This window comes from Phycicoccus sp. (assembly GCF_035325325.1).
Classification (GTDB): Bacteria; Actinomycetota; Actinomycetes; order Actinomycetales; family Dermatophilaceae; genus Phycicoccus.
Window position 1 is genome coordinate 1 of the sequence record NZ_DAOLAC010000058.1, and the last position, 12,894, is coordinate 12,894.

The 12,894-nt window shown below is 73.8% G+C and carries 11 protein-coding genes; 8 read left to right on the forward strand and 3 right to left on the reverse strand.

The features are described from left to right. Positions 1-78: 78 nt before the first annotated feature. Positions 79-633, reverse strand: coding sequence for an NYN domain-containing protein (locus PKA89_RS19690; protein WP_324422456.1), 555 nt, complete (start codon positions 631-633; stop codon positions 79-81). A 115-nt stretch (positions 634-748) separates the two neighbouring features. Between PKA89_RS19690 and PKA89_RS19695 the strand changes: the two genes are divergently transcribed. Both PKA89_RS19695 and PKA89_RS19700 read left to right on the forward strand, forming a co-directional pair. Continuing rightward, positions 749-1,915, forward strand: coding sequence for an acyl-CoA dehydrogenase family protein (locus PKA89_RS19695; RefSeq protein WP_324422459.1), 1,167 nt, complete (start codon positions 749-751; stop codon positions 1,913-1,915). Positions 1,916-2,101: 186 nt separating this feature from the next. Further along, the gene (locus PKA89_RS19700; protein WP_324422461.1) at positions 2,102-3,340 is read left to right on the forward strand and encodes an EAL domain-containing protein; all 1,239 of its coding nucleotides are present in this window, start codon (positions 2,102-2,104) and stop codon (positions 3,338-3,340) included. 114 nt (positions 3,341-3,454) lie between these two features. Here PKA89_RS19700 and PKA89_RS19705 read toward each other — a convergent pair whose 3' ends face one another. Beyond that, on the reverse strand, positions 3,455-4,984 hold the full coding sequence (locus PKA89_RS19705; protein WP_324422463.1) for an LCP family protein: 1,530 nt from the start codon (positions 4,982-4,984) through the stop codon (positions 3,455-3,457). A gap of 163 nt (positions 4,985-5,147) precedes the next feature. Beyond that, on the reverse strand, positions 5,148-6,404 hold the full coding sequence (locus PKA89_RS19710; RefSeq protein ID WP_324422464.1) for an LCP family protein: 1,257 nt from the start codon (positions 6,402-6,404) through the stop codon (positions 5,148-5,150). Positions 6,405-6,550: 146 nt separating this feature from the next. Between PKA89_RS19710 and PKA89_RS19715 the strand changes: the two genes are divergently transcribed. From PKA89_RS19715 to PKA89_RS19740, 6 genes are all read left to right on the forward strand, one after another. Beyond that, positions 6,551-8,062 (forward strand): LCP family protein, encoded by a 1,512-nt coding sequence (locus tag PKA89_RS19715; protein WP_324422467.1) that lies wholly within the window; start codon positions 6,551-6,553, stop codon positions 8,060-8,062. An 8-nt stretch (positions 8,063-8,070) separates the two neighbouring features. Then, positions 8,071-9,081, forward strand: coding sequence for a glycosyltransferase family 2 protein (locus PKA89_RS19720; protein WP_324422469.1), 1,011 nt, complete (start codon positions 8,071-8,073; stop codon positions 9,079-9,081). Between the two features lie 4 nt (positions 9,082-9,085). Next, entirely contained in the window at positions 9,086-10,234 is a 1,149-nt protein-coding gene (locus PKA89_RS19725) for a glycosyltransferase family 4 protein (protein WP_324422471.1), read from the forward strand. Between the two features lie 68 nt (positions 10,235-10,302). Beyond that, a complete protein-coding gene (locus PKA89_RS19730; RefSeq protein WP_324422473.1) occupies positions 10,303-11,190 on the forward strand; it encodes an ABC transporter permease in 888 nt (295 codons plus the stop codon). Then, positions 11,168-11,953, forward strand: a complete 786-nt coding sequence (locus PKA89_RS19735) for an ABC transporter ATP-binding protein (protein WP_324422476.1) — start codon at positions 11,168-11,170, stop codon at positions 11,951-11,953. Before PKA89_RS19730 ends, PKA89_RS19735 begins: the two co-directional genes overlap by 23 nt. Positions 11,954-11,956: 3 nt before the next feature. Beyond that, on the forward strand, positions 11,957-12,894 hold a 938-nt coding region (locus PKA89_RS19740), incomplete at its 3' end, for a glycosyltransferase (RefSeq protein ID WP_324422478.1).

The following is a 12,894-nucleotide window of genomic DNA, read 5'->3' on the forward strand; positions in this document are numbered from 1 at the left end:
GTACCGACTCCTCGAACACGGCCCCTCACCGGCTTGACCAACCATAGGAGCGTCGATGGTCCTGCCCGGCAGGCGCGGTCAGAGGAACTGGGCTGGGTCGAACTCGTCGATGGGGATGACCCGCACGCGCGGGAGCGGCTCGTTGAAGGCCTGGACGTCGTGCTCGAGGTCGAAGGTCTCCAACCCCTCGCGGACGAGCGGCAGGAACGCGTGGTTGCGGAACTCGTCGAAGCCGGCGACCGCGACCCGGCGCCCGTCGAGGAGGTCCTCGACCTGGGGGACGAAGTCGCCGTCGTTGCTCACGAGGACGACGTCGGCCTCACGCTCGCGCAGCGCGGCGAGGGTGCGCTGGATCGCGACGTCGACGACCTTGACCCCCGCGTCCCCGGAGAGGGGGACCGGGCGGAAGCCGATGGCGAGCAGCGCCTGGACGAACCCCATCGGGAGGTCGCCGTTCGCGGCGAGGAAGAACAGGCCGCGAGCCGGCTGGTGCCACGTGTCCTCGGCGAAGGCGAGCAGCCGCTCCCAGCGCGGTCGCTCGTCGGGACGCGGGCGGCGGGCGAGGATCGAGTTGCCGAGCGTGGCGTCGATGTTCTCGCCGTCCACGAGCACGTACGTCAGCCGGCTGTCCATGGCACGAGGTTAGGGGGTGTCGCCACCGGCCGGGCCGGCCGAGGCCGTGCGTCGGCCCCGGACCTCGCGGACGGCGGTCGGGGGCGGGCTCGTACTGGCGAGTAGCATCGTCCCCATGAGTGGCAACCCGGACTTCGACACCTACCGGCTCTCCGAGGACCACGAGGCGATCCGCGAGGCCGTCCGCGCGGTGGCCGAGGACAAGGTCAAGCCCTACGCGGCCGCCGTCGACGAGGAGTCGCGCTACCCGCAGGAGGCGCACGACGCGCTCGTCGCCTCCGACTTCTTCGCGCCGCACGTGCCGGAGGAGTACGGCGGTGTCGGCGCCGACGCCCTCGCGACGTGCATCGTCATCGAGGAGGTCGCGCGCGTCTGCGCCTCGAGCAGCCTCATCCCGGCGGTCAACAAGCTCGGCTCGATGCCGTTGCTCCTCGCGGCCTCGGACGAGGTCAAGCAGCGCTACCTCACGCCGCTGGCCGCGGGGGAGTCGACCTTCTCGTACGGGCTCTCCGAGCGCGAGGCGGGCTCCGACACCGCCGCGATGAAGTGCAGGGCCGTGCGCGACGGCGACGACTGGGTGCTCTCCGGGCAGAAGTCGTGGATCACCAACGCCGGTGTCTCCGAGTACTACACGGTCCTCGCGGTGACCGACCCCGACGGCCCGCGCGGCAACAACGTCACCGCGTTCGTCGTCGAGAGGTCGGACGAGGGATTCTCCTTCGGCGAGAAGGAGCGCAAGCTCGGCATCAAGGGCTCCCCGACCCGCGAGCTGCACTTCGACCGCTGCCGCATCCCCGGCGACCGGGTCGTCGGCGAGGTGGGGGCCGGGCTGAAGATCGCGCTCGCCACCCTCGACCACACCCGCGTCACGATCGGCGCGCAGGCGGTCGGCATCGCGCAGGGCGCCCTCGACGAGGCGCTCGCCTACGTCAAGGAGCGCAAGCAGTTCGGTCGGCGCATCGCCGAGTTCCAGGGCGTGCAGTTCATGCTCGCCGACATGGCGATGCAGCTCGAGGCGGCGCGGCAGCTGGTGTACGTCGCGGCGGCCAAGTCCGAGCGTGGCGACGCCGACCTCCCGTTCTTCGGGGCGGCGGCCAAGGCCTACGCGTCCGACGTCGCGATGCAGGTGACGACGGACGCGGTCCAGCTGCTCGGTGGCGCCGGCTACACCCGCGACTTCCCCCTCGAGCGGATGATGCGCGACGCGAAGATCACCCAGATCTACGAGGGCACCAACCAGGTGCAGCGCATCGTCATGGCCCGCCAGCTCCTCAAGGGCTGACGCCCGGCCCGAGGCCAGGAGGCCCGGCGGGCCCGGCGGGCCCGGCACCCGAGGAGGTGCACGGAGGAAAGTCCGGTCGATGGCGCCGTCCGGGTCCGACGATCGGCTGATCCCTCCCCGGTTGAGCGGGAACGCGCTCCCGTCGCCCCGCACAATCACGGGGTCGACAGAACTGGAGGACGGACCGTGCCCGTACGGGAGCCCGAGACGTCCACGGCCGCCCCGGCGGTGGCCGTGGGACGCCAACCGATCGTCGACCGCACCGGCGCGGTGATGGGCTACGAGCTCCTGTACCGCGCCGCCCGGTCGGACAACCCGCTGCCCTCCGGGGAGCAGATGACCGCCGATGTGGTGCTGGGAGCCCTGACCATCGGGGTGGGCCAGCTCGTCGGCGACAAGGTGATCTTCTGCAACGCCGAGCGCGGTGTGCTCACCGGGGAGACCCCGGTGACCCTCCCGCCCGAGCGGACCGTCATCGAGGTGCTCGAGACCGTGACGGTCGACGACGAATCCGTCGAGGGGTGTCGCGGCCTCGTCGCGCGCGGCTACCAGCTCGCCCTCGACGACTTCGTGTGGATCGACGGCGCCGAGCGGCTCCTGGAGCTCGCCACGATCGTCAAGATCGACGTGCGGGCCCTCGGCCGGGAGGGCTCGCTCGCGCTCGCCGACCGGTGCCGGCCCCACGGCGTCCGGCTCCTCGCCGAGAAGCTCGAGACGCTCGACGACCTCGAGTGGGCGATGCGCTCCGGGTTCGAGCTGTTCCAGGGCTACGCCATCGAGAAGCCGCGCGTCGTGCGCGCCCAGTCCATCCCCGCGGCCGCGCTGGCCCACGTGAACCTCGCGACGACCCTGCTGAACGAGGACGTCGACCTGGACGCGCTGGAGTCGATCCTGCGCCGCGAGCCCGGGCTGGTGCTCCAGGTGCTGCAGCTGGCGTCGGTCGGCGCGAACCACGGGCTGCGGCGCGAGGTGCACAGCATCCGCGAGGCCCTCGTGATGCTCGGCACGGTCCGGATCCGGCAGTGGGTGGCCCTCACCCTGCTCTCGGGGCGGCCGGGGGCGGGCGCCGACGGTCTGGCGACGGCGCTGGTCCGGGCCCGCACCTGCGAGCTGCTCGCGGTCGAGCGCTCCGTCTGCGAGCCGGGCTTCGCCTTCACCACCGGCCTGCTGTCCGCCCTCGACCTGCTGCTCGGCGTCCCGATCGAGCGGGTGGCGGAGATGCTCGACGTCCCCACCGCCGTCGCCGACGCCGCCTTCCGGAGGGCCACCGCCGCCGGCGAGCTGGTCGCCGAGGTGGAGGCGTTCCAGCACGGCATGCTCGACGCGTCGGCCACCGCCACGGCCGCGGACCTCGACGCAGCCGCGGCCCGCGCGTTCGCCTGGGCGATGCCGTACGTCAACGGGATGCCCGGCCGCTCGTCGTGAGCGCCGGCCCGGGTTCCGTGTGCGGGGTGGGGGAGCGTCGGGCGGTGGGAGGTCCGTGGTCGGCGCCTCGCGGCTGCGCCCCTGACCACCCGGACGAGCGACGGCGGCCCGTCGTCAGGTCGTCTTGCAGATGGACTGGCTCGCGGGCCGGGTCTCGAGGGTCGGCGTCGCGCTCGGCTGCGGTGCGGGGGCGGTGACCGTGGCCTTCGGCAGCGGGGCCGTGCCGGTGCGGTTCTCGACGGCGACCGGGTTCTTCGCGCCGGCGCCCAGGGTGACCCGGATGGTCGACCCGAGCCCGGTGGCCGCCTCGACCCGCGCGCCGGGGAAGGCGGCCGCGACCGTGCGGGCGGCCTCCTCGTGGCCCTTCGTGTACTCGACGAGGGTGCCGGCGGCGGCGTCGGTGGCATTGCCCACGCCCTTGACGGTGAAGCCCTGTACCTCCAGCATCTTCGCGTCCTGGCTCGCGAGGCCGGACGCCCCCGAGCCGTTGAGGACCGTCACGGTGATGTCCGCCGGCGACACGCTGAGCGGGGTCGGCGACGCCGAGGGCGTGGCCGAGGCCGTGGGCTTCTCGTTGATCGGGCGGTCCTCGCGGATCGACTCCCAGATGAGGGCGGCCGACTTCTGCCACTGCACCCGGTTGGGGTCCTTGGGGTAGGTCTCGTTGGGGACGGTGATGAACTGGATGTTCTTCAGCCCGATGCCCTTGACGCTCTCCGCAAGGTCCTTCATCGTGCCCAGGCCGAAGCCCGGGTCGGTGGTGAGCGACTTGGTCGCGGCGTCGAGGAAGTCGTAGAGGTGGGTCGGCTGGAAGAGCAGCTTGCTCGACGTCGCCTCCTGGGCGACGGAGGAGAGGAAGGCCTGCTGCCGCTTGATCCGGCCGAGGTCGGACCCGTCGCCCAGCGACTTGCGCGTGCGGACGTAGGCCAGGGCCTGCTCACCGGTCAGCGTGTGCTTGCCCGGAGTGAGCTTGAGATGGGTGTGCGAGTCGTTGATCGGCTCGTCGGTGCAGACCTCGACGCCGTCGAGGGCGTCCACCATGGCCTTGAAGCCGCGGAAGTCGACGACGGCGTAGTGGTCGATCAGGACGCCGGTGTTGCCCTCGAGCGTGCGGATGAGGCAGCCGGCGCCACCGTCGCGGTAGTTCCAGTTCCACTGCTTCATGACCCACTCGCTCTTCGGAGCGGTCTTGGAGCACTTCGGCGGTGCCGGTGTCATCGAGTCGCGGGGGATGGAGACGACCGTGGCCCACGACCGGTCGGCGGACAGGTGCACGAGGAGGTTGGTGTCCGAGTGCTGGCCGGGGTCGGCGGTCACCTTGCCGTAGGTGTCGTTGCCGGCACCGACCCGGTTGTCCGAGCCGACGAGGAGGAGGTTGACCGCCTCCTTGGCCTGCGGGGCGACGGTCGGTCGGTCGGTGCCGATGGCGTCGGAGACGTCGACCTTGGTGATGTTCGAGTCGAGCCTGTACGCGGCCCAGGCGGCCCAGCCGACCCCGGCTCCGGCGACCGCGAGGACGGCGACGAGCCCGATGACGATCCGGCGGCGCCAGGGGCCCCGCCGCGGACGGCGGTGCACCTCGCGGCGGGTGGGGAAGGAGCCCTCGGGGCCCGGGCCGGCGTCCTCGGAGCGGGCGTCGTCCATCGGGTCCTCCTTCGGGGTGTCGGGGTCGGGCCGCGCACGCGACCACCACACGCCCCGCGCACGCGGGACCGATCGAGTCTAACGGCCGGTTCTGGACGTCCCCTGAGAGCCGGCGGCCGCCCGAGGGAACCCCGGACGGGGGCCACGGGGCCGCCGCGCCCGGTCAGCCGCCCGGTGTGCCGTCCGTCCCCGGCGGCGGGCTGTCCAGCGCGGTCCCGTCGTTCAGCAGCCGGAACAGCTCCGCCGCCCGCTTCTCGTCCCAGAGGACCGAGGACCCCGCGGACGTCGTGGCGTTGAGGTCGGACAGCGGGACGACGAGGCTGAGCGCCTCGCCCGAGGAGACCTTGCGCAGCGTCGAGAGGATCCGGTAGGCGTCGGAGAGCCCGGTCTCCTGCCCGACGTAGACGCTCGAGGCGGCCGCGTGGGTGAAGGACCACCAGCGCCACGGCACGAGGACGGTCGAGGGGGTCGCCGCCTGCTTCATGACCGCTCCGAGGAACTGCCGCTGGCGCTCGGCCCGGCCGATGTCGCCCTTGGGGTCGGAGTAGCGCGCCCGGACGTAGCCCAGCGAGGTCGGCCCGTCGAGCGTCTGGCAGCCCTTCCGCAGGTCGATGTGCGCCTTGGGGTCCTTGATGTTCCGCGGCACGCAGATCTCGACGCCGCCGAGGCTGTCGACGACGGTGGAGAAGCCGCCGAAGCCGATCTCGACGTAGCCGTCGATGCGCAGGCCGGTGGCCTGCTCGAGGGTCTGCACGAGCAGCTGCGGGCCGCCGATCGCAAACGAGGCGTTGACCTTGTTCTTCCCATGGCCGGGGATCGGCAGGAAGCTGTCCCGCGGCACCGAGACGAGCGCGGGCTTGCCGGAGCCGGAGGGGACGTGGACGAGGATGATCGAGTCGGTGCGCCGGCCCTCGGCGGTGCCGGTCCCGAGCTTGCGGCGGTCCGCGGCGCTCAGCCCCTCGCGGCTGTCGGAGCCGACCAGCAGGTAGGTGCGGCCGTCGCCCTGGGCCGGCCGGTCACCGGGCGGCGCGTCGTCGACCCGGGAGACGGTGGACCAGGCGTGCCAGGGGGCGAACGCCGTGAAGCCGAGCCACGCGACGAGCAGGAGCACCAGCGCCGCGAAGACCCGTCGGCCCCGGCCGGGGCGGCGGGTGCGCGGCTCCCGCGGGTCCCGGGCGGGACGGGGCGCGGAGCCCCCCCGGCCGGACCCCCCGGAGCCGGCTCCACCGCCGGCCCGCACGGGACGTCCGTACTCGTCGTACTCGGTGTCGTCCGACAGGGGGGCCGGTGCGGCGGCGCGCCGGGCGGTGGCGGGGGAGGGCGCCCCCCGGCGGCGCCGGGTGTCGACGACGTAGACGTCGTCGTCGGGCGCCCCGGGCGCGGGGCGACGCGGGATCGGGCGGGCGTGGTCGTCGGGCATCCGGGTCCTCTCGGGGCGGGGGGCCGACCACCCAGTGTGCCGCCTGCGGCCGTGCGCCGGCGCCCCTGCCGGCCCGGGAAACCCCGGTGCCGGGCCCCGGCGCGCCTCGCACGCGCGCCGTGGCGCCGCGTGGATAGTGGGCGACCATGGGAGAGTCAGGCGTCGGCGTGCTCGAGCGCACCCGCGAACCCCGCAGCGCCCGTCCGGGCTCGCGGGCGGTCCTCGCGGGGCGTCGTCAGCACCGCCGGCGCGCGGTCACCCTCCTCCTGCTCACCCTCGTCGTCCCCGGCTCGGCCCAGCTCGTGGCGGGCCGCCGCGGCCTCGGGCGCGCGGCGCTGCGGGTCTGGCTCTCGCTGCTCGGGGTGCTCCTCGTCGTCGGGCTGCTCGCCCTCGTCAGCCGCCCGGCGGTCCTGTGGCTCGCGACCCGCGGCTGGGTCCTCCTGCTGGTCCAGGTCGTCCTCCTCGTCGTGGCCGTCGGCTGGGCCGTCCTCCTCGTCGACGCGTGGCGCCTCGGCCGCCCGGACCGGCTCTCGCTCGGAGAACGTCGCGGCCTGCTCGCCGCCCTCGTCGTCCTCCTCCTCGTGCCGGCCCTCGTCGGCTGGACCGGTGTCGGCGTCGGCCGCGCCCGCGGCGCGATGACCACCCTGTTCGGCTCCGGGGAGGCCGCGGCCGCCGCGAAGGGCCGCTACAACATCCTCCTGCTCGGCGGCGACAGCGGAGCCGACCGCGTGGGCCTTCGCCCGGACAGCATCCAGCTCGCGAGCATCGACGCCGGCACCGGCCGCGCGGTGCTCTTCGGCTTCTCGCGCGAGACCGAGAACATCCGCTTCCGGCCCGGCTCGACGATGGCGCGGCTCATGCCGCAGGGCTGGACCTGCGGCGACGAGTGCCTCCTCAACGCGCTCTACACGTGGGGCGAGGACCACAAGAAGCTCTTCCCCGCCGGCACCAAGGACCCGGGGCTGGTCGCGACGAAGGAGGCGGTCGAGGCGCTGACCGGGCTCGACATCCAGTACTACGTCATGGCCGACCTGCGGGGCTTCGCGAGCATGATCAACGCGGTCGGCGGCCTCGACATCACCGTGCAGCGCAAGACCCCGATCGGCGGCAACGGGGCTCCGATCAGCGGCTACATCCAGCCCGGGAAGCAGCACCTCGACGGCTACCACGCGCTCTGGTACGCCCGCAGCCGCGTGGGGTCGACGAACTACGAGCGGATGGCCCGCCAGCGCTGCGTGGTCACCGCCCTCGTCAAGCAGCTCGACCCGAAGACGGTGCTGCTGAACTTCGGCGACATCGCGACGTCCGCGACCGGTCTCATCCGCACCGACGTCCCGCAGGACGCCCTCGCCGAGCTCGCCGACGTCGCGGTGAAGACCAAGCAGGAGAAGATCACCTCGGTCAACTTCGTGCCGCCGCTCATCAAGCCGTGGGACTACGACCCGCAGGTGGTCCGCTCGACCGTCGCCAAGGCCATCGCGACGAGCGAACGCGGCACGACGGCCGCCACCCCGAAGGCCTCCGGAACGGCCGCGACACCGAAGGCGACGGCGAAGAGCCCGGCGCCGAAGGCCTCGACGCCCGCCGTCATGGAGCGCCCCGGCACCGACCCCGACGCCGACACCGGCGACCTCGCGAGCGTGTGCTCTGCGGGATGATGGCCGGGATGAGCACCGAGCCCACCCCCTCCACCGCCCCGCCCGCGTCCCCACCGCCGCTGCCGCCGGTCAGCGTCGTCATGCCGATCCTCGACGAGGAGCGGCACCTCGCCGACGCCGTCGCGATGGTGCTCGGCCAGGACTACCCGGGCCCGCTCGAGGTGGTGCTCGCACTCGGGCCCTCCCGCGACCGCACCGACGAGGTGGCCGCGCGGCTGGCCGCGGACGACCCGCGGGTCCGGCTGGTGCGCAACCCGTCCGGACGCACCCCGGACGCCCTCAACGCGGCGGTCGGCGCGGCCACCGGTGAGGTCGTCGTCCGGGTCGACGGGCACGCGGAGATCCCGCCCGGGTACGTCTCCACCGCGGTCGCCACGCTCGCCGAGACCGGGGCGGACAACGTCGGCGGGACGATGGACGCCCGCGGCACGACCCCGTTCGAGCGGGCCGTGGCGGCGGCGATGCGCAGCCCGCTCGGCGTCGGGTCCTCGCGCTTCCACACCGGCGGTGGCGCCGGCGAGGTCGACACCGTCTACCTCGGCGCGTTCCGCCGCGAGGCCCTCGAGCGCGTCGGCGGCTACGACCCGCGCTTCACCCGCACCCAGGACTGGGAGCTGAACCACCGCATCCGGGCCGACGGCGGGCGGGTGTGGTTCACCCCCGACCTCGTCGTCACCTACCGGCCGCGCGCGGGCTTCCGGGCGCTCGCCCGGCAGTACCGCGACTACGGCCGGTGGCGCCGCGTCGTCGCCCGCACCCACGAGGGCACGCTCAACCCGCGCTACCTCGCGCCGCCGGCCATGGTCGTCGGCACGAGCGCGGCGACGCTCGTCGGGATCGCGTGGTGGCCGGCCCTCGTCGTCCCCGCCGGCTATGCCGTCGCGGTCGCCGTCGGTGGGGTGGCGATCACCCGCGGCGAGGGCTGGCGCACCCGGCTGCTCGGCGGTCCGGTCCTCGCGACGATGCACTGGGCGTGGGGCGTCGGCTTCCTCACGAGCCCGCGCGGCCTGGGGCGCTGAGCCGGTGCGCGTCCTCATGCTCGTGTGGACGGGTGTCGCCACGGACACCCGCGTGCTCCGCGAGGCGTCCGCGCTCGTGGCGGCCGGCGACACCGTGCACGTCATCGGCCGCGGCGTGCCCACCGACTACCGCCCGCCGCACGGCGTGACCGTCGACTCGGCCGGACGCCCGCCGGCGGCGCAGACCCGCGGCCGCGACCTGACCGCTCCCGAGCGGCTCGCCCGGTGGGCCCTGCTGCCGGTGCACGTGCGGCGCCGGCTGGAGCGCTGGCAGGCCGAGGCCGAGGAGCTCGCGCGGCGGGCCGCGGCCGACGCGCCGTTCGGTGTCGTCCACGCGCACGACTTCACCGCCCTGCCGGTCGGCGCGCGGCTCGCGGGGGAGTGGGACCTCCCGCTCGTCTACGACACCCACGAGTACTGGGTGGGGCGTCCCGTCGAGGGCCGACCCGCGCCGTGGCGCCGTCGGCGGGAGGCGGCCACCGAGGACGCCCTGGGCCGGCGCGCGGCGGCCGTCGTCACCGTCGGGGAGGGGGTGGCCGGCGCGCTGCGCGCCGACCACCCGGGCTGGCCGGAGGTGACGGTGGTGCACAACACCTTCCCGGTGCGCACCGACCTGCCACCGGCGACGAGCCCGCCGCGGGCCTTCGTCTACGCCGGGCGGCTCGCCGCCGACCGTGAGCTCGAGGTCATCGCGGCCGCCTCCCGGGACCTGCCCGGTGAGGTCGTCCTGCGCGGTCCGGCGGACGCGGAGTGGCTCGGCCGCTTCGACCCCGGCGCGGCCCGGGTCGAGGCCGCCGCCCCGCTCGAGGTCGTCGACAACGAGCTGCTCGCCGCCGGTGCCGCGCTCGTCACGCACAGCGACCGGTGGCCCAACCACCGCCTGGCGATGCCCAACAAGCTCTTCCACGCGGTGAGCCTCGGGGTCCCGGTCGTCGCGACCGACGTCGGGGAACTCGGCGCGGCCGTGCGCCGGCACGGGCTGGGGACCACCTACCGGCCGGGCGACGCGGCCGACCTCGTGCGGGCCGGCCGCGAGCTCGTCGCGCGACACGCTGAGCTGACGGCGCAGGTCCTGGCTGCTCGCGAGGAGCTGTCCTGGGAGCACGACGCCGCCGTGCTCGTGCGCCTCCACGAGCGGGTTCGGGGCCGCTGAGGCCTCCTCTACACTGACCGTTGGCCCCGACCGGCGCCCCCACCCAGCGCCACCAGAGAGTGAGGACGATGACCAGCGAACAGGTCGTCGGAGCACGTGAGCCCGAGAACGAGTTCACGACCACCCACCACGTGTACGTACCGCACCGCGGAGGTCTTCCGCCGGTGCTGCCCTACGTCCGCGAGCTGTGGCGTCGGCGGGAGTTCGCGACCGAGCTCTCGCGCGCGGTGCTGCGTGGCGCGAACACGACGACGGTGTTCGGGCAGCTGTGGCTCGTCATCAACCCCCTCCTCCTCGCGGGCGTGTACTACCTGCTCGTGTTCATCCTCGCCGGTGGCAGCAAGGGGATGGACTTCTTCGCCCAGCTGTGCGCGGGGCTCTTCGTCTTCTACTTCGTGGCGGGCTCGATGACGAGTGGTGCGGCGAGCGTCGTCGGCGGCGGGAAGCTGCTCCTCAACACGGCCTTCCCCCGGCTGCTCATGCCGTTCTCGGCCGTGCGCACGGCGTTCTTCCGCTACCTGCCCACGCTCCCGGTCCTCCTCGTCTTCGAGATCGTCGCCGGGACGCACTTCGGCCTCGGCACCCTGGCGGCGCTGCCGTTCCTCGGGCTGATCATCGTCTTCGCCCTCGGTCTCGCGTCCTTCTTCGCCACCGTCCAGGTGTACTTCCGCGACGCGACGAGCTTCCTGCCCTACCTCAACCGGATCTGGCTCTACCTCTCCCCGATCCTGTGGACGATCGACGACGTGCCGGCGAAGTTCCAGCGGCACATCGAGGTCGTGTCGTACTTCAACCCGCTCTACAGCCTCATCGGCGGCTACCTCGAGGCGCTGCAGCACAACACGGTCCCGTCGTTGCAGACGTGGGTGACGGCCGTCATCTGGGCCGCCGTGGCGCTCGCGCTCGGGTCCAGCTACTTCATGTCGAGGGAGCGTGAGTTCGCTGTCCGCATCTGACCTCACCGTCAAGGTGGAGGACCTCTGCATCACCTACCGCACCACCTTCGAGCGGGTCCCCACCCTGAAGAACGCCGTCACCCGGCTCGGGCGAGGGCAACGAGCCGTGCGCGAGATCGAGGCCATCAAGGACGTCTCGTTCGACGTCCCAGAGGGCACGGCCCTCGGCATCATCGGCAACAACGGCGCCGGCAAGTCGACCCTCATGCGCTCGCTGTCGGGCATCCTGCCGCCGTCGTCCGGGCGCATCGAGGTCAACGGCCGGATCAGCCCGCTGCTCTCGCTCGGCGTGGGCTTCAACGCCAGCCTCTCGGGCCGCGAGAACATCATCCTCGGCGGGCTCGCGAGCGGCCTGTCCCGCAAGGAGGTCGCGGCGCGGGCCGAGGAGGTGACGGCGTTCGCCGACCTCGAGGAGTTCATCGACGCACCGATGCGCACCTACTCCTCGGGCATGTACAGCCGACTCGCGTTCTCGGTCGCGGTGCACATGGACCCCGACATCCTCATGATCGACGAGGCCCTGTCCGCGGGTGACGCGAACTTCAAGACCAAGGCCGCCGCGAAGATGGCCGAGCTGCGCGAGAACGCACGCGCGATGTTCCTCGTCAGCCACTCGATGGCCTCGATCGAGCAGCTGTGCAACGACTGCATCTGGCTGCACAAGGGCAAGCTGATGATGCGCGGCACGCCCGAGGAGGTCATCGCCGAGTACACGAAGTTCGTCAAGGTCGGCAGCTCGGCGGTCATCCTCGAGGACCTCTGAGCGATGGGGTCCGCCCCCGTCGACGTCAGCATCGTCACGAGCGGTCACGACGTGGCCGACGCCCGTCTGCACCGCCTCGCCGCGGCGCTGTGCCGCCGGGGGCTCGCCGTGGAGGTCCTCGGCCTCGGGGACGCCGCCGACGCCCCCACCGGCACGACGGCGACGGTCCGGCCGCGGGGGCGGGTGACCTCGCGACCGCGCACCGCGCTGGTCCACGCCGCCCGCGCGAGGGGTCGCGTCCTCGTGGCCCTCGACCCGGACGCCCTCCTCGCGGCCCGGCTGCTCGCCCCGCTGCGCCGCCGCCGGGTGGTCGCCGACGTCCACGAGGACTACCGCGCGCTGCTGCGCGACCGCGACTGGGCGACCGGGGCCCTCGGTCGCGCCGCGGCGGTGCTGGTCCGGGCGGCGACCCGGGCGGCCCGCACCGCCGACCTGGTGCTCGTCGCGGACGAGCACGTGCCGCCGCTGGAGGCCCGCCGGCGGGTCGTCGTGCGCAACCTCCCCGACCCGGCGATGCTCCCCGACCCGGGTGAGCCGGACCCCGACCCGCGGGCCCTGTACGTCGGTGACGCACGGGCCAGCCGCGGGCTTCTCGCGATGCTCGAGGCCGTCGCCGACGCTCCGGGCTGGACGCTCGACATCGTCGGCCCGATCGCCCCGCGGGACGAGGAGGCGGTCGCGCACTGGCTCGCCCGACCGGGGATGGCCGGCCGGGTGCGCCTCCACGGCCGTCAGCCCCCCGAGCGGGCCTGGACCCTGGCGCGGGGGGCCTGGTGTGGGCTGGCCCTGCTGGCCGACACGCCGGCGTTCCGCGAGGCGGTGCCGAGCAAGCTCTACGAGTACCTCGGCTGCGGGCTGCCGGTCGTCGTCACCGACCTCGCCCGCCAGGCCGCGCTCGTGCGCGGGGCCGCGGTCGGCGAGGTCGTGCCCGCCGGCCCGGG